Genomic DNA, 21,485 nt, shown 5'->3' on the forward strand with positions numbered 1-21,485 from the left:
GGAGGCGCTCCCCCGGCTCGAACGTCCCGTCGACGATCGCGTCGCGGAGGGCGCGGTAGACGTCGTCGCGGAGGAGGGACCGGGGGGTGACGGCGGTCGTCTTCGGGATGGGCATACGGCGACGATAGCACCGCGCGATATATTGCATACGCCACTCGACCGCCGCCACCGGCGTCACTCCACCGACACCGCGCCCGCTCCGCTCACCGCGAGCCGGGTGTCGAGCGGGAGCGGCTCCCACCGGTCGCCCGAGCAGAAGTCGACGCGGTCTCGGTCCAGTCCGCTCGTCGTCACGACCTCGCCGCCGTCGAGCACGACCAGAGTCTGCATCCCCTCGTCCTCGGACCGGTCGGGCCCGGACCAGGAGATCCCGGTCCGCTCCTCGACCGACTCCGGCGACTCGTAGGGGCAGACGACGAGGAAGTCCGAGCCGTCGACGCCGTCCACCTCCGCGAGGGCGAACGATCCGCCCGCCGCGGCCTCGGCGGCGTCCTCGACGGCGGGGCCGGGATCGGCCGCGCCCGCGCAGCCGACGAGCAGCAGCGCGGACGAGAGGACGACCGCGGCAGCCCGGGTCCGGCGGCCGGAGGCGGCCCCTCGTCCCGCCCGCCCCGTCACCGCGTCGCCCGCACCGCGTCGAGGATCAGCTGCGCGACCGCGTCCGGCTCCGAGACCGTCACGGCGTGCGACGCGTCGATCTCGACCGCGGTGGAGCGGGCGCGCTCGGCCATGAACCGCTGCGACTCGGCGGGGACGGCGAGGTCCTGACGGGTGATCAGGGTCCAGGAGGGGATGCTCCTCCACCCGGCCGCAGTGGCCGAGTCCTCGAGCGCGGCGGCCGCGATCGGCCGCTGGGTCGCGGCCATCAGAGCGGCGGTGGGCTCGTCGACGTCGGCCGCGAAGACCTCGCGGAACCGGTCCTGCTGGATGTGGAGGTCGTCGCCGGAGAACCCGCCGGACGCGAAGGGGACGGGGGTCAGGGCGGGGCCGAGCTCACCGCCCGGGAACCTCCCGGCCAGCTCCCCGGTGCTCTCGCCCGGCTCCAGGAGGAAGCTGGCGACGTAGACCAGCGCCCGCACGTTCGCCGCGCCCTCCGCCGCCTCGCTCGCGACGGAGCCCCCGTAGGAGTGGCCGGCGACGACGACGGGTCCGTCGATCCCGTCGAGGACGCTGCGGAGGTACTCGGCGTCGGGGGCGAGCCCGCGGAGGGGGTTGGCGACCGCGAGGACGGGCAGGCCCTCGGCGAGGAGCCGAGAGGCGACTCCGTTCCAGCTGGACGACTCGGCGAACGCGCCGTGGACGAGGACGACGGTGGGCCGGTCGCCCTCAGGGGTGAACGCGGACGTGGACATGGCTGCTCCTTCGGGATGAGGTGGTCGGACGATTGCATGCAATATATTGCATGCAGGTAGAAGAAGGCGAGAGAGTGGCGGGGAATTCCCGAGGCGGATGAACGACGTGGTCCGGTCGCCTGGTCGGGGCCTCGCGCCCTCCCGGCGAGCCGAGCGGTCGGCTCCCGTCGTCATCGACCTGCGCACGCGCGCCGACGTCGCCCGGAGTGAGACGCTCTCGACGGAGTGAATGCCTCCTGCCTGGCCGTTCCTGCGTGGAGGCGCGCGGACACGATGCCCCCACCGGCGCCGGAGAAGCCTCGCGCTTCTCGATGAGCGAGAGGACCTAAGCTCGCACACGTGGCAGCCGGCGCAGTGATGTACAACTTCGCGATACAGCTGGCTGATGTGGACCGCGGCGTCTACGAGGACATCACGTTGCGAGCCGCTCAGCACCCCTCCGAGACCGACGCGTACATGATGACGCGCGTGCTCGCGTACTGCCTCGAATACGTGGAGGGGATCACCTTCAGCGAGGGGATCTCGTCGACGGCGACCGAGCCGGCGGTGCTGGTCCGCGATCTCACCGGCAGGCTGACCACGTGGATCGAGGTGGGCGCGCCGGATGCCGAGCGACTGCACTTCGGGAGCAGACTGGCCGACCGCACGACGGTCTACACGCATCGCAACCCGGAGAAGGTGATCGCGGCGTGGTCCGGCAAGCGCGTCCACCAGCTCGAGCAGATCACCGTGCAGAGCTTCGACCAGGGGTTCCTGGATGCCGCGGTCGCGGTACTCGAGCGCCGCAACACGCTGACCGTGTCGGTCGTCGAGGGGCAGCTGTATCTCGAATTCAACGGCGTGACGTCGAGCAGCGACATCCACGTGCATCAGCCGGGCTGAGCCGGCGCCGAGTGTCAGGAGGTCCGTGTCCTGAAGACCGGTCGGAGGACACGATGAAGCGTCCTCCGAAACGGCCCCTCGGGACGCACCCGGAGACGACGAGGGCCCGGCACCGTCCTGAGACGGTCCGGGCCCTCGGGCACGCAGGGGCTGCGCGTCAGCGGCGCAGCGTGTGGCTCGGCTTCTCGTCGAAGCGCACCTGATACGCGCTCGCGAAGCGGCCGAGGTTGCCGAAGCCCCACTCGCGGGCGACCGCGGCGACGGTGGTCGAGCAGGGGTCGCCGGCGACCAGGTCGGAGTGGGCGCGGTCCAGCCGCACGTCGCGCAGGTAGACCGACGGCGACACTCCGAGGTGCCGCTTCGTCGCCTGCTGCAGCGTGCGGGTGTGCAGACCGGCCGCGCGGGCGGCGTCGGCCGGGGTGATCGGCTCGTGGGCGTGGTGCTGGAGGAAGTCGAGCGCCACCCGGGTGCGGGAGGCGGACGGGCGCCGCAGCACGGCCGGCACGTCCCACGCCCGCCACGGGAACAGCAGGAGCAGCACGCGGGCGAGGTCGAGCTCGGCGGTGAAGCGCACGAGCGGAGTGATCGCGGCCGTCGCGAGCGCGGCGCTCGCCTCCGTCACCGCGGCGCGCCAGCGGGCGAGGACGCCGGGGTCGGCGTCCGCCGCGTGGTCGAAGGAGACGGGCTGGCGGGGGCCGGCGTGCGTCTCGGTCGCGACGTCCTCGAGGAACCCGGGGGCGAAGTGGATGAGGTTCTGCCGGTGCGGCTCGAACTCGAGCCCGAACTGGCGCTCCGCGGGGAACAGGAACGGGGCCGAGAGCGCGCCGGTCCGGGTGAACGGCGGCAGGTTCAGGCGTCCGCCGCCGGCGCGGAACCACCCGACGACGTACTCCTTCAGGTGGGGGACCTGGCCGGTGAGGGCGCCCGAGCAGTCGGAGGTGCGCAGGGTCACCCGGTCGCTGCCGCGGACGGCGTAGCGGTAGGAGAAGCCGCGCTGCAACGGAGCGACGCGGAACTCGCCTCCGCCGTACGCCTCGGAGTAGACGGCGGACGCGGCGGTCGGATCGTCGCCGGAGGCTTCGTAGCGCCGGTCGGCCCGCTCGTCGCCCGCGAAGGGGCTGCCGAGGGTGAAGGTCGACTCGCTCATGACGTCCGCCCGGGGCGGCAGCGGAGGGAGCAGTGCATGGGGGACTTCTTCCGGGTTCGGGGTCCGTGCGCTCGGGGGGACGCACGAGGGGTACGGAATCAAGACGTGTCGAGGAGCCGGAATGTCACGAATCCCGTCTCGAGGCGTCCCCCATCGGCGGCACTCGCAATCCGGCCAGCGGATTCGGCGGCCCGTTGTCAAGGCTGGTAGTCATGCCGGACGGCGCCCCACACTGAGGGCATCGGCGCGCGGGGACACCGCGCGCGGGACCGCGGAGGAGGCGCTCATCGACGACGACCCCCTCCTGAACGCGTCCGACGCGACCCTCGCCGCGCGCGCCGTCGACGGCGACGTGCAGGCGTTCGAGCAGCTCGCCCGCCGCCACGGCGCCCTCATGCGCGTCTACGCCGCGAAGCTCCTCGGCTCCGAGGCGGAGTCGGAGGACGTGGTGCAGGAGGCGTTCCTCACCGGCTGGCGGCGTCTGGCCGATCTCGACAGCCCGGCGCACATCCGCAATTGGCTGATGCGCATCGTCACCCACAAGGCGATCGACCGGATCCGCGTCCGCCGCCGCCACGACGACATCGACGACTGGGATCCGCCCGCGCCGCCCGAGCACTCCCCCGAGCGCATCGTCGAGGCACGACTCCAGCTGGACGCGGTCTGGGAAGCGCTGGACCGATTGCCTGCTGATCAGCGACGCTGTTGGCTACTCCGCGAGACCGCCGGCTACAGCTACCAGGAGATCGCCGACGCTCTCGAACTCCCCGTCTCGACGGTCCGCGGCCTCCTCGCCCGGGCCCGTCGATTCCTGCTCCACGAATTGGAGGCATGGCGATGACCGACGACGCCGCCGTGCCCGAGGACGACCTCGACGGCCACACGCTCGAGGAGCTGGGCGAGTACCTCGACCGCGGTCGCGAGCCGCGCGACCCCTCGATCGAGAACTCCGCCGCGTGCCGGCTCGCTCTCGCGAACCTCACCCGCCTCACCGAGCTCTCGGCGCGGGCGCTGCGGCAGGAGGCCGACCGCGAGCCCGACCGCGACGAGGTCTGGATCGCAGGCCTGCTCGACGCGATCCGCTCCGAGGTGCGCTCCGGCCGCGACATCCCCGTCCGCCACCCCGACCCGACCCTCCGCCTGGCGCTCACGGAGGCGGCCGTGCGCGGGATGATCCGCCGCGCCGGCGACACGATGGGCGGCGTCATCATGGGCCGCTGCACCCTCGACGGCGACGTCTCGGCTCCCGGCGCCGTGGCGCGGATCGACGTGACCTGCGCCCTCGAGTTCGGCCTGCCGGTCGCCGTGGCCGCCGACCGCCTGCGCGAGCGCATCCGCTACGCCCTGGAGCGCCACACCGAGCTGACCGTCGGCGCGATCGACGTGACCGTCGACGACGTGTACCCCCACCGGGAGGAGCGGGAATGACCGACGACACCGAGCTCTCGCAGCGGCTGACCGCCGAGATCCGCGACATCGAGGGAGTCGCGGGGGTCTACCCCGCCCAGCCGATCGTCGAGGCCGCGGCCGACGCGCTCGCCGTGAAGCTGGACCTGCGGCAGCCCGACGTGCTGGTCGACATCGACCGGTCGGAGGGGTTCACCACGGTGAGCGCGCACATCGCCGCGTCCGCCGCACTGCCGGCCCCCGAGACGCTCCGGCTGGTGGGCGAGCGGATGCACGCGCTGCTCGCCGCCGACCCGTCGGTCTCGGGGCCGCTCGCCGTGAACGTGAAGGTGCGCCTCATCGAGGATTCGGGGCGCGCCGAGCACTGAGCGGGGCCGCCGCCGCCCCCCTCCCGCGAGAGGCCACCCGAGTACCTCGCGCGGCGTGCCGCGTACCGAGGTGGCGTCTCGCGGAAGGGATCAGGGGCAGCCCGTCCGGGTCAGCAGGAGACGAGGCGGTCGAAGCGGGACGCGACTCCCGAGCTGTCGCTGAACTTGCGGTTGATGACGCTCATCGTGTTGCAGCCGCTGTCCGGGCCGTTCTTCCAGATGACCTTGACGTTGCTCGCCTGGTCGCAGTGCCACCACACCGTGACCTGCGCGCGACCCAGGGAGTCGCGCTGCGAGCGGACCTCGTAGCAGTTGCCCGGGCCGCCGTTCCGGTAGACGAGCTGCCCGGCGGAGGCGGGGGTAGCGACGGCGACGGCCCCTCCGAGGGCGAGGGCGATCGCGGCGAGCGTGGCCGTGAGACGACGGTGCATGGTGTTCTCCTTCGAACGGGCGATCGGAGGCGACGGCGGCCGCCCCTCTGCCAGCACCCTGGACCCGGCCCGGCCGAGCCCGGTCGTGAGCTTTCGTGCCGGAGATCACCCCGCCTGGAGGGTGGGGGGAGAGCGAGTACTCCTCACTAGCGTCGAGGCGCGTGCAGCTGCGCGCCCCTTCGACGCAGAGGACTCGCCATGCCTTCACGACTCCTCGACCGGCCGCGACTCGCCCTCGCCCTCGCGGCCCTGTGCCTCGGAGTGCTGGCGGCGACACCCCCGCAGGCGGTCGCCGCCCTCGCACCGGCGTCCACGACTCCGACCGCCTCGTCCGCCGGCCAGGCCGTCACGGCGGCACCCGCCGACGCCCCGGGCTGGACCACGCTCCTGCGCGACGACTTCACCGGGCCGGCGGGCGCGCCGGTCGGGAGCCAGTGGGAGCACGAGGTCGGCACCTGGGGCACCGGGGCGGTCGACCGGACGACCGCGTCGACGGCGAACGTCTTCCTCACGGGCGGCGGCGCTCTGGGCATCCGCGCCCTCCGCGACTCCGCCGGAGCATGGACCTCCGGGCGGATCGTCACCGCCGACAAGTCGTTCTCGGCGCCGGCGGGCGGCCGACTGCTGATGACCGCCTCGATCCAGCTGCCGGACGTCGCGCAGGCCACCGGCTACTGGCCCGCCTTCTGGGCTCTCGGGCGGGACGCGAACGCCGTCATCGACTGGCCCGCGACCGGCGAGTTCGACATGCTCGAGGCCGTCAACGGCACCGCCCAGGTGATCCAGACGCTGCACTGCGGAGTACCGGACGGCGGCCCCTGCGACGAGCCCGCCGGCCGGACGAGCGGGATGCTGGACTGCGCGTCCTGCGTGACCGGGTTCCACCGCTACTCCGCCCTGCTCGACCGGACCGTGCCCGGCGACGAGCGCGTGGAGTTCCTCGTCGACGGCGTCACCCGGCACGTGGTGCGGGAGTCGGAGGTGGGGACGGCCGCGTGGCAGGCCGCGGTCCCGAACGACGTGCTGCTGATCCTGAACCTCGCCATCGGGGGCGGGCTGCCGAACGGGGTGTGCGGGTGCGACAGCGCGGCCGCTCCGAAGAGCTCCGGCGGGACGATGCTCGTCGACCACGTCGCGGTCTACCGGTCCGACGCGGCGCCGGCTCCGGTCGTCGTCGGGACCGCCGCGGTGGGCGCGACCCTGTCCTCCTCCGCCGGCCGGACGGGACCGCTCGTGCACCGCTGGGCGGCGGGAGGCGTCGACATCGCGGGAGTGACGGGTCCGGATCTCGTGGTCCCCTCCTCCGCGGTCGGCAAGCGGGTGACCGTGACGGTGAGCGCCGCCGACGGCTCCGGCCCGACGACCTCGCAGCCGACCGCACCGGTCGCCGCCGGCACCCTCGGCGCCGCGACGCCGACCGTCACGGGCACGGCCCGGGTCGGAGCGGTGCTCACGGCAGCCCCGGGTCCGTGGACGCCGACTCCCGTCAACCTCACCTACCGGTGGAAGGCGGACGGCGCGGCCATCGCGGGAGCGACGTCGCCGCGGTTCACGCTCACGAAGGCTCAGGCGGGGAAGCGGATCACGCTGACCGTCACCGGGACGAAGACCGGCTACTCGACCGCGAGCCGGACCTCCGCGGCGACGGCGGTCGTGGGACGGTGACGGGCGCGGGCTGTCCCCCGCCCGCCACCGTGTCTCAGACCTCGCGCTTGCGGCGAGGAGCGATGCGCAGGACGGCGGTCCCCGCAGCGATGAGGGCGAAGGCCGCGAGTGCCAGCCAGACCGAGTCGAACCCGGTCATGGCGAGCGTTCCGGCACCGACTCCGGCTCCGGCGGCTGTTCCGATGTGGTTGTACATGTCTCTCTCTCTGTTTCACCAGTCGCGCCGACGGCGTGTCAGCGCATCCAGGTAGGCCTTGGTGTGGACGACCTGCAGGAACAGGTCGACGACGAGCTCGTACATCGACGCGGCGGCGAGCATGTACCGCCAGCCGCGGTCGCGGACCGTCACGATCCGCTCGACGACGAAGATCGCGGTGACGGCCAGCCAGAACGGCTGGAGGCTCAGCTCGCCCCAGCCGACGGCGTAGACGATCGTGGCCAGGTAGACGTAGGTGATGATGCAGCCGAGCATCGTGAGCAGCTGGCGCCCCCAGTAGGGAGCCGTGACCCGCGTGAAGCCGTACTGCACGCAGTTCTCGACCGCTCCGCGCTTCCAGCGCAGGCGCTGACGCCAGAGGTCTCCCCAGGTCGGCATGACCTCGGTGACGAGGGTGCAGCCGGCGGGGCTCAGCACGTCGTAGCCGAGGTGGCGGATCGCGAACGTGAGCTCGTTGTCCTCGGTGAGGACGGTGGTGTCGTAGATGCCGCCGATGCCGTCTCCGGAGGGGAGGGAGCCGGCCAGGCGGGCCGCGCTGATGCGGCGCATCACGGCGACCTGGAGCACGGCCGCGGTGCCCGTGACGACGAGGCACTTCCCGTTCAGCCGGCGCACGTCGCGGGCGTAGCGCGCGTACTCGTTGCGCTGGAGGTGGCCGACGAAGCCGCCGCCCTCGCCGCCGCGGAACACTCCTCCGACCGCGCCGATGCCGCCGTGCAGCCTGCCGCGGGCGATCTCGAGGAACCCGGGGTCGAGCGCGGAGTCGGCGTCCTGCACGAGCACCAGGTCGTCGTCCTGCAGCCCCGGGAGGACCTCGGCGAGGAACTGGTTGAGGCCGCCCGCCTTCTTGTGGCTGTTCCCGACGGTGACGAACACCTCGGCGCCGTGCGCGAGAGCGATCTCGACCGTGGCGTCGGTGCAGTTGTCGGCGATGACGACGATCCGGTCCGGCGGCCAGGTCTGCCGGCGCAGGCCCTCGATCGCCGCGGCGATCCCGGCCTCCTCGTTGTGGGCGGGGAGGGCGGCGACCAGGTCGCCGATGCGCGACGAGGCGCGGCGGCCGCTGCGGGGGCGCGTGCCGGCGATCGGGGTGGATGCCGGAGGGAGTCGGTCGGCGTCGACGGAGGGGAGCGCGGTGCGCTCGAGGACCGCGGCGGGGGCCGGCGGACGCTCGAGCAGCGCGGTCGGGGCGGCCGGGCGCTCCAGGAGCGCGGTCGCGGCGGACGAACGCTCGACCACGGCGGTCGGCGCGGCCGGACGCTCGTTCATCGCGGCCCGACGCTCCAGCACCGCGGTCGCGGCGGCCGGTCGCTCGACCACTGCGGGCGGGGCGGCCGGACGCTCCAGCACCGCGGTCGGGGCGGCGGGGACCGTCACCGCTCCGGCAGGCGTCGCGGACGCGAGGCGGCGCGGAGCGGAGACCCGCTCGCGCCCGGAGCGGGCGGCACGGCGTCGCGAGAGCGGGCGCGAGGCCGTCTCGTCGTGCGCCTCCCAGGTCGCCCGGCGACGGGGAGCCGCCGGCTCGTCCGCGCCGTGGCCGGGCTGTGTGCTCATGACTGTTCCTCTCCGCGGCCGGGGGCCGATGTGCGCTGATGAGCGCCCGCGCGGAACGGAGGTCGTCGCCGGGGTGGGCGCGACCCGAGTGAGGAACGGCGTCCGACGGGGGGATCGGAGCAGGGCCTGACAGAGGACAGCATCGGGGGGTGCTGCGATCAACCTAGGGGCACGGAGATGATGGAAGCAAGTGAATTTTGTCACCCTAAAGGGGCCATGCAAGGTCCTTGCGGCTCCGTCGTCTTCGTCGTAGCAGGTCAGTCGGCTCGCCGAGCCTCCTCCACACCCGGCGCACCCCTCTCCGCTCGGCCCCGCGGCGGGCCGTTCGGGGGTCGGCGGCGCTCTTGTGCGCCGAGCCGCCGGGGTCCACCATCGAGCGACGGCCCCCCGCCCGAGGCGGCCGCACCCGACGGGTCAGGGGCGCCATGCGGTCGCGAGGTCTGCTCTTCTGCCTGATCCCGCCGATCCTCTGGGGCGGCATGCTGCCGGTCGCGGACAGCATCGCGGCGACGGTCGACTCCTTCTTCATGACCCTCATCCGCTACACCGCCGCCGCGGTCGTCCTCGCCCTGCTGCTCGCCCGGGCGGAAGGGCTCCGCGCCTTCCGGCTCGACGGCCGCGGGTGGCGGCTGGCACTGCTCGGCGCCTCCGGATTCGCCGGCTTCGGCCTGCTCGCCTTCACGGCTCTGCGGTTCACCTCGGCCCCGAACGTCAGCCTGATGATGGGGATGATGCCCGCGATCGGCGCGGTGCTCGCGAGCATCGGCGCGCGTCGCCTGCCGCCTGCCGCCACCGTCGGCTGCATCCTGCTCGCGCTCGCCGGAGTCGCGCTCGTCGTCACCCGCGGCGACGTCGCCCTCCTCCTCGACGGCGAGCTGGGGTTCGGCGAGCTGCTCGCCCTGCTCGGAGCGATCTGCTGGGTCGTCTACACGCGCGGAGCCGCGGCCTTCCCCGGCTGGTCGGCGCTGCGGTACTCGACGCTCACCACCGCGCTCGGCTGCCCCTCGATCGCCGTCGCGGTCGCCGTGGCGACGGCCACCGGCTCCGCGCACCCGCCGACCGGGGCCGAGGTGCTCGCGGCATGGCCGCAGCTGGCCTACCTGATCCTCCTGGCCGGCGTCGTCGCCGTGCTGCTGTGGAACACGGGCATCAAGCTGCTCGGCGCCCTCAACGGCACGCTCTTCCAGAACCTCGTCCCGGTGACGACCTTCGCGATCAGCATGGCGGGCGGCTACCGGCCGGGGCCCGTCGCCCTGCTCGGCGCGGCCATCGTCGTGACGGCGCTGCTGCTCAACAACTGGGCGACGCGGCGCGCGGCCGCGGTCGCCGCGCGTCCCGCGGCGGTGCCGGCTCCGGTGCGCTGAGCGCACCGCGAGAGCCTCCCGCTCGGGGCGGTCACTGGTCGGAGTTGCCGGCCCAGCGGACGGAGCCCTGCGCCTCCTCCTTGCTGATCGGGGACACGGTGCCGCAGTGCGAGCACTCGAGCAGGTAGCGGGTCGAGACGGTCAGGACGGGGACGAAGAAGAGCGAGAGGCGCGTCCGGCGGCGGAAGATCCGCTGCTCGTCGCGCTGCCCGCAGACGCGGCAGACGAAGACGAGCGTCCGGAGGAGGTCCTCGACGGCTCGGGTCCCGAAGATGAGGAGCATGCGTCCGAGCGTAGGGAGCAGGGCGCGCTCGGCGGAGGGGGTTGCCGGGGCGCCGTCGCCGCGTAGCGCCGGGCGCAGACGACCACGGCGAGCGCCGTCTCGAGCAGGTCGCCTCCGTAGAACAGCAGGAGCGCCGCCTGGCGTCCCGTCTCGTCCGGCGCCTCCGCGTAGAGCACGGTCGCGAGCAGCCCGTGCGCGGCGATGCCCGCTCCGAGCACCCCCAGGCGCAGGCCGAACGGGGCGCGGTGCGGGTTCGGATCGACTCCGGCGAGCGCCGCCGTCATCAGGCAGCCGCTGAGGAGGAAGTGCACACTGAGCGCGAGGTGCAGCAGCGGATCGGCGTGCGCGGTGGCGAGCAGTCCGGTCGCGTGCACGAGCCAGAGGGAGCCCGTCGAGAGCAGGAGCGCCGTCACGGGGTGGGCGAGGAGACGGGCCGGGCGGCTCCGGAGCAGCCGCGAGAGCCACCGGGCAGCCGTGACGTCGAGCGCGCGCAGGGCCAGGGTGACGGGGGCCGAGAGCACCAGGAGGAGCGGCGCGAGCATCCCGAGGACCAGGTGCGTCAGCATCGCCCCGCGCGGATCCGCGTGCGACCACTCCGCGAGCGGACCCGCGAAGCAGAGCGCCGCGGTCGCGAGCCCACCGAGGAGCAGGGCGGTGCGGTGGAGCGGCCACGGCCGTCCGCGCCGCCGCTCGAGTGCCGCGGCGCCCCCTCCGAGCGCCGCCGCCGCCGCCGCCAGCGGGACCAGGAGCAGCAGGCCCGGGTCGAGCAGGGTGTGGTCGGCGTGCGGGGTCACGCCGTCGCGCGCCGCCGCCGAGGTAGGAGGAGCAGGCCCGCCGCCAGCAGCACCGCTCCGGAGGCGATCCAGACGGAGTCGTAGAGCAGCAGGTCGACGTCGTAGCGCACCTGGTGCACCCGGAGCAGCTTGTGGTCGACGACTCCGTCCCACAGCTGGAACAGTCCCGCCCCCGTGAGCCCCGCGGCCCACGCCGTGCGCGGACGCAGAGCGGATCGGCGCCGGGCGTCGGCGAGCAGGAAGCCGCCGCCGACGAGTGCGAGGATCTCGGCCGCGTGCAGCAGCCCGTCCGAGAGCAGGCCGATCGCCGGAGTGGAGCGGTCGTAGAAGTGGTGCCAGGCGAGGATCTGGTGGAAGACGATCTCGTCGACGGCCGCCATGAGGCCGACTCCGATCAGGAGTCCGCCCTGGAACGCCCGGTCGCCGCGGAGTCCCCGACGCCGCATCCGGTCCCCTCCCGATCGAGTGCCGGGGCCCCGGGATCCCGAGACCCCCGCGCCTCCTCCCGAGGCCCCGCCTTCAGGGAAGCGGACGCGCGGATCGCGGCCTAGAGGGTTGACTCCTCGCGCCCGCGCCGGTCGTGCTCCCCCTCCGCTACGGGCTGGGCCGACGAGGCGCAACCCCGCGCGAGGGGCGCTCCCGTTCGGGAGAGTGGAGGCATGCAGCAGCTGACCTACGCCTCCAAGAGCTTCGTGACGACCGACGCCGTGACCGAGGCCCTCCTCGACCTGGTGACCGCGATCGACCGCCAGGAGCACTCCGAAGCGGTCACGGTCCCGGCGTTCACCGAGGACGGCGAGCTCATCGAGGCGAAGATGACGCTCGACGCGAGCAGCGAGCTCGTCGCCGTCCCCGTCGAGGTCTCCATCAAGGACGAGGAGTCGACCACCGGCGCCGTCGAGGCCGCCGTCGAGGACATCCGCTCCCGCATCAAGAGCAACCGCGCCACGATCGCGCGCCCCGTGATCGACGAGGACCCGGAGCCCTACAACTACGAGGAGTTCTGAGCAGCGCCTGCGGGCCTTCACGCCTCCGCACTGAGGTGCCTGGATCTGCTCGCGACACGCCGGAACTGCCAGCCGATCCGGGCACCTCAGCGGCGGTCCCTCAGAGCGCGGACTCAGCCCAGCGCGGGTCGAGGGCGTAGTCCGCGAGGCGCTTCTCGAGCGCGGCGCGCACCTGACCGGGAGCGTCGTCGCCCACGAGCAGACGGAACCGGGCGTCGCTCCGATCAGCGACGTGCGCGAGGATCTCCGCTGCCACCTCGGCCGGAGGCGTGCCTCCCTGCGGACCGTCGGTCGGCCAGGGGACCTCGGCCGCTCCGAAGAGCTCCCGCCGCAGGTCGTCGTACTCCGGCATCGGCGCCGCGAACCGCATGCTGCCGCCGGCCCAGTCGGTGGCGATCTCCCCGGGCTGCACGAGCGTCACGCGGACGCCGAAGGGGGCGACCTCTGCGGCCATCGCCTCCGTCCAGCCCTCGAGGCCCCACTTCGCCGCGTTGTAGACCCCGAGCGTCGGCATCGTCCCCACCGCGCCGACGGTCGAGATCTGCACGATGTGTCCGGACCCCTGCCGCCGCATCACAGGCAGCGCGGCCCGGCAGAGCCAGAGCGGACCGAGCAGGTCGACGTCCAGCAGCTCCCTCACCTCGTCCTCGCCCACCTCCTCCGCCGTGCCGATGAGCCCGTAGCCCGCGTTGTCGACGAGGACGTCGAGGCGCCCCTCGATCGCCGTGGCCGCGTCGACGGCGCCGGCGGCTGCGGAGGAGTCCGCGACGTCGAGCCGGTGGACCTGCAGCCGCTCGTGCTCGGGCAGGGAGTGCGCGCCCCGGACCGCGGCCAGGACGCAGTGGCCCTCGGCGAGCGCCGCGAGGACGAGCGCACGCCCCAGCCCGCGGGAGGCTCCGGTGATCAGCCAGGTCTGTCGAGTGGTCATGCCTGCACGCTACTCCGAACAAGACGCTCCGTCTCGTTTCGCAGTAGGATCGGAGAATGGCCACCAGCAGGACACGGCAGCGCGTGCACGCCGCCGTGCTCGACCTCGTCGGGACCGAGGGGCTTCCGCGCCTGACGATGGAGGGCGTCGCCGCCCGCGCCGGAGTCGGGAAGCAGACCCTCTACCGCAGCTGGCCCTCCACCGGTGCGATCCTCTTCGACGCGCTCCTCGCGCGGAGCCTGACTCCTGACGGGGCCGTCGCCGTCCCGGACTCCGGAGATCTGCGCGCCGACCTGCTCCTCCTGGTCACCGGCACTGCCGCCGAGCTGAGCGACCCAGTGGCCGAGCCGCTCCTGCGCGCGGTGACCGCTGCGATCCAGACCGACACCGAGCTCGCCGCGCAGTACCGCTCCCTGCTGCTCGAGCCCCAGCTGAGCGCGATCGCCGCGCGTCTCGCGAGTGGAGGAGCGGCCGACCCCTCCGGCGCGGCGGAGCTCCTGCTCGGCCCGATCCTCCACCGATGGCTCCTGCGGAGCGGCCCCTTCACCGGCACGTGGGTCGAGCGGCACGTCGACCGGGTCCTGCGAGCGCTCCGCGCCTGACGCGTCCCCACCGACCGGCCGGCCTGCCGGGGCCGCATTCCAGCTGCGCCTCTTGACCGGGGGCGCCGCAGGGAGTCGGATGAGGGCGTGCTCGCGCTGGTCCCCGTCTCCGATCCGTGGTCCGTCGACGGGAGCGGGCGGACGAACGACGGGCCGGTCGATGACCTCTCGGTCCGCGCTGAGCGGGACGGCCGCTCGTACTCGGTCCGCACGCTGCGGCTGACCGGTGTCCGCCTCGGGCCGCGCGGCTCGGTGCACGGAGTGGTCACCGACCCGGTCGCGACGGCTGCGCTCGCGATCGGATCGCTCCTCCTCTCGGCGATCCCCGCCGGTTTGCCCGGGGACCGGACGCGAGCCGCGATGGTGGCAGCGGAGGCGCGGGCCCAGCAGCTGGCCGCCGACCGGCCCGCGTGGGACGTGAGCCCCCTCCCCCTCGACGGGATCGACTACGCGCTGTTCACCCGGACCCTGCCCGAGGGCGCCGTCGCGCACGCCGACCTCGGCTGGGCCGTCGTCGCGCTGTGGAGCACAGGCCCGCTCCCCCGGGGTCCCTTCCACCTGCTCGAGATCCCCGACGAGCCCGTCCCGCGCTGAGTCGCCCGGGTCGGCTCGCGACACGCCGCAGCGGGGAGCCGATCCGGGCGACTCAGCGAACGGGTCAGCGCACTCGGCCCGGGTTCACGCGCCCGCGACCGTGGAGCCGCGCACCAGCAGCTCGGTCGGCAGCAGCGTCACGCGCTGCACCTCCTCGCCCGCCAGGAGGCGCACCAGCAGGTCCGCCATCGCCTCGCCGAGGCCCGTGGAGGGCTGGCGCACCGTGGTGAGGCGCGGCTCGCTCGCCTCGGCGAAGTAGTCGCCGTCGAAGCCCGCGAGCGCGATGTCGCCCGGCACCGTGAGGCCGCGCTCGCGCAGCGCCGTCAGGGCGCCCGACGCCATCTGGTCGTTGGAGGCGAAGACCGCGTCGATCGGCCGGCCGGAGTCGAGCAGGCGGCGCATCGCGGTCGCGCCGTCCTCGGGCGAGTAGTCGCCGTACTCGACGAGCGAGTCGTCGAGGCCCGCGGCGGTGACGGCCGAGCGCCAGCCGGACAGGCGGTCGATCGCGGCGGGCATGTCCTGGCGGCTCGCGATCATCGCGGGGGCCGTGCGGCCGAGGCCCAGGAGGTGCTCGGTGACCGTGCGCGCCGCTCCGGTGTTGTCGACGTCGACGAAGTAGCTGCCGCCCTCCTCCGTCAGCGGCCGCCCGCCGAAGACCACGGGGAGGGAGGCGCCGAGCTGCGCGTAGGAGTGGTCGCCGCTGTGGTGCGAGACGACGAGCGCGCCGTCGACGTTGCCGCCGAGCAGGTAGCGCCGCGTCTTCTCGGGAGCCGCCTCGGAAGCGATCACGATGGTGAGCGTGTACTCGGTGCCGGCGAAGGCCATCGCGGCGCCCTGCACGACCGAGGCGAGGAACGGATCCGCGAACACCTTCGCCGCCGACTCCGGCACCACGAGCGCGACGGTCTGCGTGCGGCGGCTGGCGAGGGAGCGCGCGGCGCGGTTGGGCACGTAGCCGAGCTGCTCGATCGCGGCGAGCACGGCCGTCCGGGCGCCGTCCTTCACGCGCGGGGAGTCGTTGACGACCCGGCTGACCGTCGCGCGGGAGACTCCGGCCAGCGCGGCGACGGCTTCGAGGGTCGGGGCGGCCGAGGCGGTGTCGTGGGTCATGCAGGCCTTCCTCGCGGGTGCCTCCGAGGCTAGCCGAGCGCCGGAGGAGCGGGCTCGTGCGGGGCGTCCGCGGCGTGAAGGGGCGCGGATCGCGGCCATTCGGGGGTGATGCGGGGCGGCGGACCGGGCCGGCGGAGCGAGTCCGCGGCGTGCGAGGGCTCGGATAGCGACCGTCCGGGGTGACGCCGGGCGGTCGGGGGCGCCGCCTCGGCGATGGCCGACACGACCGGCGCGCAGCGATCGATCGCCCGCCACCGGCAGCAGGCCGCCCCCGTGACGGTCAGCGCCCGCGGCGGAAGCGCGCGAGGAAGCCCCGGAGCCGTTCGGCCTGCCGGTCGGTGAAGTCGTTCGACAGCCGGAACGCCTCGCTCGTCGGGTCCGCCCCGTTCGCGACATCGCGGATGGCGCGCAGCGCCTGCTCCGACGGCGTCGGCCCGTCCCCCGGACGCGGCTGTGACGGCCCGCTCGAGGGGTCCTCGTCGCGCCGGTCCTTCGGCTCCATGTCGCCTCCTCCGCGCCAGCCTAGGCGGCGGGAGGTCGGGCCAGGAGGGCCGGACGGGGCGTGATCGACGGGATCCTGCGCGGCAGTGGTCGGGATGAGCCGAGCACGACGACCGGCCGGGTCGAGAACCCACCGGCCGCCGAGTGCACTGCCCGATCCCTCCCCGCAGCCCCCGACCCCCGGACCCGGAGCACCACGGCCCCGGGCCCGAGGCCCCCGTCCCGCGGTCCGATGTCCCCCGACCCGGTCCCGCGGGAGTCTCCGGGCGTCAGCCCTTCACCGCTCCGCTCATGATGCCCGCGATGAGCTGGCGTCCGGCGAGCAGGAACAGCACCAGCAGCGGGATCACCGAGAGCACGGCGCCGGCCAGCACGATCGAGTAGTCGACGTAGTAGCCCGACTGCAGCTGCGCGAGCGCCGTCTGCAGGGTCGGATTCGTGGGGCTGAGGACGATCAGCGGCCAGAGGAAGTCGGTCCAGGCCATCATGAACGTGAAGAGCCCGAGGATCGCCATCGCCGGTCGCGCGGCAGGGACCGCGACGGTGAGGAACGTCCGGAACTGGTTCGCTCCGTCCACGCGCGCCGCCTCGATCAGCTCGTCCGGGATCACGTCGACCAGGTACTGCCGCATGAAGAACACGCCGAACGCGGTGACCAGCGTCGGCACGATCACGGCGCCGAGCGAGCCGGTCCAGCCGAGCTGTCGCATCAGGATGAACAGCGGGATGATGCCGAGCTGCGTCGGGATCGCCATGGTCGCGACCACTCCGATCATCAGGCCGTCGCGCCCGCGGAACCGCAGCTTCGCGAAGGCGTAGCCGGCGAGTGTCGAGAACGACACGACCGAGAGCGTGATGATCCCCGAGACGATGATGCTGTTCAGCAGAGCCGTCCAGAACGGGATCGCCGTCAGCACCTGCGAGGCGTTGGCGAGGAAGTTGCCGCCCGGGACGAGCGGCAGGGTCTCGCTGCGGGTCGCGTTCGAGCCGCTCGCCACGACGAACGACCACCACAGCGGGTAGGTCGAGCCGAGGATGAAGGCGCTCAGCAGCCCGTAGGTGAGGAAGCCGGGCCGGTCGACGCGGCCGGCGCGGGAGGCGCGGACGCGGCGCACCGGGAAGGCGGCGGAGGTGGCGGGGGCGGTCATCGCTCGCTCTCGTTCTGGCCGAGGCCGGTGGTGGTGAGCAGGGGGTCCGCGGCGGCGATCTCGTCGGCGGTCGCGGGGCGGGCGGAGCGGCGCTTCGAGCGCTGCGAGATCCGGTTCTCGACGGAGGCGATCCGCCGCGAGATCGCGAAGTTCAGCAGGCCGATCAGCACGATCAGGAGGAACAGCAGCCACGCGATCGCGGCCGCCTCTCCGAAGTTCTGGCGGAAGAACGCCATCTCCCAGAGGTAGAGGACGGTGGTCTGGAACTGCCGGTCCGAGCCGCCGATACCGCCCGCGTTCGACACGTCGAACAGGCGCGGCTCCGCGAAGATCTGCAGGCCGCCGATGGTGGCGGTGATGATCACGAAGATCAGGGTCGGCCGGATGCTGGGGATCGTGATCGAGCGGAAGCGGCGGAACGCGTTCGCCCCGTCGATCGCGGCCGACTCGTGCAGCTCGCGCGGCACGGCCTGCATGGCGGCGAGGAGGATGAGGGCGTTGTAGCCGGTCCAGCGCCAGTTGACCATCGTCGCGATCGCGACGTGGCTGGCGAGGCGGTCGTTCGTCCACTCGATCGGGCTGATGCCCACCAGGCCGATCAGATTGTTGATCAGGCCCTCCTGGTCGCTGAAGACGCTCGAGAAGATCAGCGCGACCGCGACCGGCGAGACGATGTACGGCAGCAGGACGCTCATCCGCCAGAAGGTGCTGGCCCGCAGCGCCTGGTCGAGGGCGGCTGCGAGCAGCAGCGCGACGGCGAGCTGCGGGATCGTGGAGAGCAGGAAGATGCTCAGCGTGTTGACGATCGAGTTCCAGAAGAAGCGGTCGCCGAGCACGGCCGCGAAGTTCGCGAACCCGACGAAGTCGCCCTGGCCCTGCAGCAGCTGCCAGTCGTAGAGCGACACGACGAGCGTGTAGACCAGCGGGAACGCGCCGGTGAGCGCGAAGAGCAGGAAGAACGGCGAGATGTAGAGGTAGGGCGAGGCCTTCACGTCGAAGCGGCTCGCGCGCTGGCGGAAGGTCAGCGGGAGTCGGGGCGCCGGGCGCCGCTTCCCCGCGGGGGGCGTCGCCGTGGCCGGCGGGGTGAGTGTGCTCGTCATGGCGCTCTCTTCGAGGTCGAGTCGGAGTCGGAGGGGATGCGGCGGGGCCGGCCGGGAGGGTCGTGGGCGGTAGGGCCGGAGTCTCTCGTGCGGCGGGGCCGGCCGGGAGGAGTCGCGGGCGGCGGGGCCGGAGAGGCCTCGGGCCGGCGGGCGGCAGCGTGTGTCCCGTGCGGCGAGGCGGCCCGGGATGCGGGCGGCCCGGCCGCACGGGGACCGGGAGGTCCGGTGGCGGCCGGACCTCCCGGATCGGGTGGGCGCCGTCCCGGAGGGGTCAGCCCCCGGGCGTCGGCCCGACCGGATCAGTCGACGAGCTCGCCGAGGAGCTGGAGCGCCTCGTTCCAGCCCTCCTTGCCGTCGATCTCGCCGCGGTCGACCTTCTGCAGGACCGGTCCGAAGACGTTCTCCTGGATCAGCGAGTCGTCCGGGCCCTTGTACTGGGCGACGACGCCCTCGGCGCGCTGCGCGAGGATCGCGCCGGTCGGGGAGTCGTTCATGCCGGGGTCGGGAGCGGCCGCCGAGGCGAGCTCCTTCTGCGCGTCGAGGGTGCTCGGGAACGGTCCGGCCGCCTCGAACGCCTTCAGCTGCTGCTCCGGCTCGCTGAGCCACGACGCCAGCGCGGCGGCCTCGGCGGGGTGCTTCGACTGGGTCGGGACGGAGAGGAACGAGCCGCCCCAGTTGGCGGGGCCGCCGGGGAAGACGTCGGCGAAGTCCCAGCCGGTGGCCTCGGCGTTCCCGCCGCCGGCCTCGACGTTGCTCTTCAGCGTGCCGAACATCCAGCCCGGGCAGACGAAGGTGGCGAAGGTCTGGTCGGTGAACGACTTGCCCTTGTTCCAGTCCCACGCCTTCTGCGCGGCCGAGAGGCCGGAGGCAGTGGCGTCGGTCAGCTGGCCCCAGCGCTCCTCGAGCTCCGGGTTGCCCTCGACGTTCAGCTCGCCGTCGGAGGTGTAGTACCCCTCGGGCAGCTGGTTGACCATGGCGTTCCAGACGAATCCGGAGTGGTCGAACCAGGCCTTGCCGGTGGCGTCGTGGTACTTCTGGCCGGCGGCGAAGTAGTCGTCCCAGGTCGCGTCCGGTCCGCCGAGCATCTCGGCGACGGCGGCGCGGTCGGTGGGCATGCCGGCGGCCTCGAAGGCGGCAGTGTTGTAGCAGAGGCCCTCGGGTCCGATGTCGGTGCCGTAGCCGATGACGCGTCCCTCGGGGTCGGTCGCCTGCTCGTACTTCCAGTCGACCCAGTCGGCCTTGCGGTCCTCGATGCCGTGGTCGCGCAGGTCGACGAACTGGTCCGAGACCTCCATGACGGAGCCGAGCCAGCCCTCCTCGATGGCGACGACGTCGGCGAGTCCGGACCCGGCGGCGAGCTTGGTGAACGCGTCGGTCCGCGCGTTGCCGCCGGTGTCGATGTTGTTCGGGACGATGGTGATCCCCGGGTTGGCGTCCTCGTACTCGCCGTAGAGCTCGTCGAAGCCCATGGCGTTGAACGTGGTGACGGTCAGCTCGATCTCGCCGCCCTCGGAGGCGTCGGATCCCGACGAGCATCCGGTGACGATCAGGGCGAGGGCCGAGGCGCCGGCGATCGCCGCGGCGATCCTGGTGCGTCGTGAATAGGGCACGGTCACTCCTTCGTGATGGTGGTGGGGCACCCCTGGGAGCGCTCTCACGCGTGCTGTTCCGCGTATGTGAGAGCGCTCTCACGAGGTGTGCGGCGAGCTTACGCACGCCCCCGCGGAGAGGTCAAGCGTTTTCGAGAGAGCGCTCTCATCAAATTGATGGTCCGCGCCCAGCCGCGCGCCTCCCCGCCGCCCTCGCCCCCGCGAGAACGCAGAAGTCGCGGTACTCGAACGCGAGTACCGCGACTTCCGCGGACTCACCGCCCCCTGCCGATCGAGTAACGGCTACTCGACCAGCAGGACCGCCCTCAGCCCACCAGCACCGCGAAGCCCTGCGCGGGCAGCTGCACGGAGACGGCTCCGGACGGCGACGTCTCGCTCACGAGCGCGCCGTCCTGCGAGTAGACGCGCAGGGTGCCGGAGCCGCCCGAGACGCCGATCGCCGTGGTGCGCACACCGTCGGTGGAGTTGCGGATCAGCTCGGTGCGGCCGCCCTCGCCTCCCACGACGAGGCGCGACACCAGCGGGCGCACCAGCAGCGCGTCCAGGCGCGTCTCACCGCTCAGGGGACGGACCTCGACGCTCGAGGAGCCCGCCGGCACGGTGCGGCGGAGCTTCTGCGGCAGTAGCGCGCCCGACGCCTCCGTGACCCCCTGCGACCCGACGGTCGAGCGGAGCAGGTCGAGCGGGCGCGTGCCCGACGTCCAGACGCTGAGCGGCGTGCGCTCGGTGCCGCGCTGCGGCTGATCGATGACGGCCTCCACGACGCGGTCTTGCGACGACGATCCGATCGGGATCGAGACCGCGCGGCGCGGATCGGTCAGCGAGAGGTACGAGCCGCTCCAGCCGGCCTCCCCCGTCCAGGACGACTCGGGCGTGACGACGGTGCCACCGCGCGCACTCTCCGCCTCGACCAGCGTCAGTCCGTCGCGCGAGCGCTCGGTGGCGACGGAGCGGGCACGGTCGGCGACGTCCGGGTGCTCGTCGAGCGCCAGCATCGCCAGCAGGCCGTGGATCGTGCTCTCGGCGCCGCTGTTGCGGTTGACGGACCCGTCGGCCTGGACGCCGTCGAAGACGACTCCGGTGGCCGGGTCGTAGACCGGGCCGAGGCTGCGGTTCAGGCCGAAGAACCAGGCGCCCTGCACGGCCGCGAGGTCGGTGAAGGCGCTGGAGCCGGTGGCGTCGGCCAGGGCGAGCGAGTTCTGCAGGCGGGAGTCGGCTCCGTACGCGATCTGCACGCGGTCGGTCGGAGTCGGGTTCCAGCCGTTGTCGGGGCCGCCGGCGGTGAGCAGCTCCGGAGCGAAGCGGATGAGCACTACGCCTCCTCAAACCCGATCGCCGCTTCGAGCGCCCACTGACCGATCCCCGTATCTAACGGTTCCTGCGATCGCTCCGTGTCGCCGTCGGCAACGTGTGGCTCCACG

Annotated in this window: 25 protein-coding genes; 9 read left to right on the top strand and 16 right to left on the bottom strand. The window is 73.2% G+C overall.

Annotation, left to right across the window (positions count from 1 at the left end; translation table 11 throughout):
• Window positions 1-174: 174 nt before the first annotated feature.
• Entirely contained in the window at window positions 175-618 is a 444-nt protein-coding gene (locus C5C74_RS14040; protein WP_104351753.1) for a hypothetical protein, read from the bottom strand.
• Window positions 615-1,352 (bottom strand): alpha/beta fold hydrolase, encoded by a 738-nt coding sequence (locus C5C74_RS14045; protein WP_104351754.1) that lies wholly within the window; start codon window positions 1,350-1,352, stop codon window positions 615-617. The genes C5C74_RS14040 and C5C74_RS14045 overlap by 4 nt, the downstream gene beginning before the upstream one ends.
• A gap of 339 nt (window positions 1,353-1,691) precedes the next feature.
• On the opposite strand from C5C74_RS14045, the gene C5C74_RS14050 reads away from it, so the two are divergent.
• Complete coding sequence (locus tag C5C74_RS14050; RefSeq protein ID WP_104351755.1) at window positions 1,692-2,234, top strand: YaeQ family protein; 543 nt, start codon at window positions 1,692-1,694, stop codon at window positions 2,232-2,234.
• 157 nt (window positions 2,235-2,391) lie between these two features.
• Here C5C74_RS14050 and C5C74_RS14055 read toward each other — a convergent pair whose 3' ends face one another.
• A complete protein-coding gene (locus tag C5C74_RS14055) occupies window positions 2,392-3,381 on the bottom strand; it encodes a helix-turn-helix transcriptional regulator (RefSeq protein WP_104225843.1) in 990 nt (329 codons plus the stop codon).
• Window positions 3,382-3,733: 352 nt separating this feature from the next.
• Between C5C74_RS14055 and C5C74_RS14060 the strand changes: the two genes are divergently transcribed.
• The 3 genes from C5C74_RS14060 to C5C74_RS14070 are packed head-to-tail and all read left to right on the top strand — an operon-like array spanning window position 3,734 to window position 5,156.
• Window positions 3,734-4,222: an RNA polymerase sigma factor gene (locus tag C5C74_RS14060; protein WP_244248147.1), complete on the top strand. Its 489-nt coding sequence runs from the start codon at window positions 3,734-3,736 to the stop codon at window positions 4,220-4,222.
• The gene (locus C5C74_RS14065) at window positions 4,219-4,809 is read left to right on the top strand and encodes an Asp23/Gls24 family envelope stress response protein (RefSeq protein WP_146083085.1); all 591 of its coding nucleotides are present in this window, start codon (window positions 4,219-4,221) and stop codon (window positions 4,807-4,809) included. Before C5C74_RS14060 ends, C5C74_RS14065 begins: the two co-directional genes overlap by 4 nt.
• A complete protein-coding gene (locus C5C74_RS14070; RefSeq protein ID WP_104223972.1) occupies window positions 4,806-5,156 on the top strand; it encodes a hypothetical protein in 351 nt (116 codons plus the stop codon). The genes C5C74_RS14065 and C5C74_RS14070 overlap by 4 nt, the downstream gene beginning before the upstream one ends.
• Before the next feature lie 110 nt (window positions 5,157-5,266).
• Here C5C74_RS14070 and C5C74_RS14075 read toward each other — a convergent pair whose 3' ends face one another.
• Entirely contained in the window at window positions 5,267-5,587 is a 321-nt protein-coding gene (locus C5C74_RS14075) for a hypothetical protein (RefSeq protein WP_104335369.1), read from the bottom strand.
• A gap of 198 nt (window positions 5,588-5,785) precedes the next feature.
• On the opposite strand from C5C74_RS14075, the gene C5C74_RS14080 reads away from it, so the two are divergent.
• A complete protein-coding gene (locus C5C74_RS14080) occupies window positions 5,786-7,252 on the top strand; it encodes a family 16 glycosylhydrolase (protein WP_104232935.1) in 1,467 nt (488 codons plus the stop codon).
• A gap of 34 nt (window positions 7,253-7,286) precedes the next feature.
• On the opposite strand, the gene C5C74_RS17540 is transcribed toward C5C74_RS14080, so the two are convergent.
• The gene (locus C5C74_RS17540; protein ID WP_167305255.1) at window positions 7,287-7,448 is read right to left on the bottom strand and encodes a hypothetical protein; all 162 of its coding nucleotides are present in this window, start codon (window positions 7,446-7,448) and stop codon (window positions 7,287-7,289) included.
• Window positions 7,449-7,463: 15 nt separating this feature from the next.
• A complete protein-coding gene (locus tag C5C74_RS14085; protein WP_258064182.1) occupies window positions 7,464-9,023 on the bottom strand; it encodes a glycosyltransferase family 2 protein in 1,560 nt (519 codons plus the stop codon).
• Between the two features lie 425 nt (window positions 9,024-9,448).
• Between C5C74_RS14085 and C5C74_RS14090 the strand changes: the two genes are divergently transcribed.
• Entirely contained in the window at window positions 9,449-10,387 is a 939-nt protein-coding gene (locus tag C5C74_RS14090) for a DMT family transporter (protein ID WP_104309181.1), read from the top strand.
• A gap of 31 nt (window positions 10,388-10,418) precedes the next feature.
• Here C5C74_RS14090 and C5C74_RS18065 read toward each other — a convergent pair whose 3' ends face one another.
• The 3 genes from C5C74_RS18065 to C5C74_RS14105 are packed head-to-tail and all read right to left on the bottom strand — an operon-like array spanning window position 10,419 to window position 11,910.
• A complete protein-coding gene (locus C5C74_RS18065; RefSeq protein ID WP_374953527.1) occupies window positions 10,419-10,577 on the bottom strand; it encodes a hypothetical protein in 159 nt (52 codons plus the stop codon).
• Window positions 10,529-11,464 (bottom strand): cytochrome c oxidase assembly protein, encoded by a 936-nt coding sequence (locus C5C74_RS14100; protein WP_181134713.1) that lies wholly within the window; start codon window positions 11,462-11,464, stop codon window positions 10,529-10,531. The genes C5C74_RS18065 and C5C74_RS14100 overlap by 49 nt, the downstream gene beginning before the upstream one ends.
• Complete coding sequence (locus C5C74_RS14105) at window positions 11,461-11,910, bottom strand: DUF2243 domain-containing protein (RefSeq protein ID WP_104247221.1); 450 nt, start codon at window positions 11,908-11,910, stop codon at window positions 11,461-11,463. Before C5C74_RS14105 ends, C5C74_RS14100 begins: the two co-directional genes overlap by 4 nt.
• A gap of 213 nt (window positions 11,911-12,123) precedes the next feature.
• On the opposite strand from C5C74_RS14105, the gene C5C74_RS14110 reads away from it, so the two are divergent.
• Complete coding sequence (locus C5C74_RS14110; protein WP_104223965.1) at window positions 12,124-12,471, top strand: hypothetical protein; 348 nt, start codon at window positions 12,124-12,126, stop codon at window positions 12,469-12,471.
• Window positions 12,472-12,571: 100 nt separating this feature from the next.
• Here C5C74_RS14110 and C5C74_RS14115 read toward each other — a convergent pair whose 3' ends face one another.
• Window positions 12,572-13,399 carry an SDR family NAD(P)-dependent oxidoreductase gene (locus C5C74_RS14115; protein WP_258064183.1) on the bottom strand — a complete coding sequence of 276 codons (828 nt, stop codon included), beginning with the start codon at window positions 13,397-13,399 and terminating at the stop codon, window positions 12,572-12,574.
• A 56-nt stretch (window positions 13,400-13,455) separates the two neighbouring features.
• Between C5C74_RS14115 and C5C74_RS14120 the strand changes: the two genes are divergently transcribed.
• Both C5C74_RS14120 and C5C74_RS14125 read left to right on the top strand, forming a co-directional pair.
• Entirely contained in the window at window positions 13,456-14,001 is a 546-nt protein-coding gene (locus C5C74_RS14120; RefSeq protein WP_104351758.1) for a TetR/AcrR family transcriptional regulator, read from the top strand.
• A gap of 87 nt (window positions 14,002-14,088) precedes the next feature.
• Complete coding sequence (locus C5C74_RS14125) at window positions 14,089-14,595, top strand: hypothetical protein (RefSeq protein WP_104351759.1); 507 nt, start codon at window positions 14,089-14,091, stop codon at window positions 14,593-14,595.
• Between the two features lie 84 nt (window positions 14,596-14,679).
• Here the strand turns inward: C5C74_RS14125 and C5C74_RS14130 are convergent, their stop codons facing one another.
• From C5C74_RS14130 to C5C74_RS14155, 6 genes are all read right to left on the bottom strand, one after another.
• Window positions 14,680-15,705, bottom strand: coding sequence for a LacI family DNA-binding transcriptional regulator (locus C5C74_RS14130; protein ID WP_104351760.1), 1,026 nt, complete (start codon window positions 15,703-15,705; stop codon window positions 14,680-14,682).
• A 280-nt stretch (window positions 15,706-15,985) separates the two neighbouring features.
• Entirely contained in the window at window positions 15,986-16,207 is a 222-nt protein-coding gene (locus C5C74_RS14135) for a hypothetical protein (RefSeq protein WP_104351761.1), read from the bottom strand.
• A 268-nt stretch (window positions 16,208-16,475) separates the two neighbouring features.
• Window positions 16,476-17,354, bottom strand: coding sequence for a carbohydrate ABC transporter permease (locus tag C5C74_RS14140; RefSeq protein ID WP_104274034.1), 879 nt, complete (start codon window positions 17,352-17,354; stop codon window positions 16,476-16,478).
• On the bottom strand, window positions 17,351-18,454 hold the full coding sequence (locus C5C74_RS14145) for a carbohydrate ABC transporter permease (protein WP_104225835.1): 1,104 nt from the start codon (window positions 18,452-18,454) through the stop codon (window positions 17,351-17,353). The genes C5C74_RS14140 and C5C74_RS14145 overlap by 4 nt, the downstream gene beginning before the upstream one ends.
• Window positions 18,455-18,753: 299 nt before the next feature.
• Window positions 18,754-20,064, bottom strand: a complete 1,311-nt coding sequence (locus C5C74_RS14150) for an ABC transporter substrate-binding protein (RefSeq protein ID WP_104224001.1) — start codon at window positions 20,062-20,064, stop codon at window positions 18,754-18,756.
• A 305-nt stretch (window positions 20,065-20,369) separates the two neighbouring features.
• Entirely contained in the window at window positions 20,370-21,377 is a 1,008-nt protein-coding gene (locus C5C74_RS14155) for a hypothetical protein (RefSeq protein ID WP_104351762.1), read from the bottom strand.
• Window positions 21,378-21,485 lie beyond the last annotated feature (108 nt).

It is taken from the genome of Rathayibacter sp. AY1E8 (genome assembly GCF_002931415.1).
Classification (GTDB): domain Bacteria; phylum Actinomycetota; class Actinomycetes; order Actinomycetales; family Microbacteriaceae; genus Rathayibacter.

What these genes read in the sequence shown, in the direction of transcription:
- C5C74_RS14065 (WP_146083085.1), top strand. Translation starts at nt 4,219, where the DNA reads ATGACCGACGACGCCGCCGTGCCCGAGGACGACCTCGACGGCCACACG.
- C5C74_RS14135 (WP_104351761.1), bottom strand. Translation starts at nt 16,207, where the DNA reads ATGGAGCCGAAGGACCGGCGCGACGAGGACCCCTCGAGCGGGCCGTCA.
- C5C74_RS14070 (WP_104223972.1), top strand. Translation starts at nt 4,806, where the DNA reads ATGACCGACGACACCGAGCTCTCGCAGCGGCTGACCGCCGAGATCCGC.
- C5C74_RS17540 (WP_167305255.1), bottom strand. Translation starts at nt 7,448, where the DNA reads ATGTACAACCACATCGGAACAGCCGCCGGAGCCGGAGTCGGTGCCGGA.
- C5C74_RS14090 (WP_104309181.1), top strand. Translation starts at nt 9,449, where the DNA reads ATGCGGTCGCGAGGTCTGCTCTTCTGCCTGATCCCGCCGATCCTCTGG.
- C5C74_RS14110 (WP_104223965.1), top strand. Translation starts at nt 12,124, where the DNA reads ATGCAGCAGCTGACCTACGCCTCCAAGAGCTTCGTGACGACCGACGCC.
- C5C74_RS14075 (WP_104335369.1), bottom strand. Translation starts at nt 5,587, where the DNA reads ATGCACCGTCGTCTCACGGCCACGCTCGCCGCGATCGCCCTCGCCCTC.
- C5C74_RS14080 (WP_104232935.1), top strand. Translation starts at nt 5,786, where the DNA reads ATGCCTTCACGACTCCTCGACCGGCCGCGACTCGCCCTCGCCCTCGCG.
- C5C74_RS14120 (WP_104351758.1), top strand. Translation starts at nt 13,456, where the DNA reads ATGGCCACCAGCAGGACACGGCAGCGCGTGCACGCCGCCGTGCTCGAC.
- C5C74_RS14115 (WP_258064183.1), bottom strand. Translation starts at nt 13,399, where the DNA reads ATGACCACTCGACAGACCTGGCTGATCACCGGAGCCTCCCGCGGGCTG.
- C5C74_RS14105 (WP_104247221.1), bottom strand. Translation starts at nt 11,910, where the DNA reads ATGCGGCGTCGGGGACTCCGCGGCGACCGGGCGTTCCAGGGCGGACTC.
- C5C74_RS14145 (WP_104225835.1), bottom strand. Translation starts at nt 18,454, where the DNA reads ATGACGAGCACACTCACCCCGCCGGCCACGGCGACGCCCCCCGCGGGG.
- C5C74_RS14045 (WP_104351754.1), bottom strand. Translation starts at nt 1,352, where the DNA reads ATGTCCACGTCCGCGTTCACCCCTGAGGGCGACCGGCCCACCGTCGTC.
- C5C74_RS14130 (WP_104351760.1), bottom strand. Translation starts at nt 15,705, where the DNA reads ATGACCCACGACACCGCCTCGGCCGCCCCGACCCTCGAAGCCGTCGCC.
- C5C74_RS14140 (WP_104274034.1), bottom strand. Translation starts at nt 17,354, where the DNA reads ATGACCGCCCCCGCCACCTCCGCCGCCTTCCCGGTGCGCCGCGTCCGC.
- C5C74_RS14055 (WP_104225843.1), bottom strand. Translation starts at nt 3,381, where the DNA reads ATGAGCGAGTCGACCTTCACCCTCGGCAGCCCCTTCGCGGGCGACGAG.
- C5C74_RS14085 (WP_258064182.1), bottom strand. Translation starts at nt 9,023, where the DNA reads ATGAGCACACAGCCCGGCCACGGCGCGGACGAGCCGGCGGCTCCCCGT.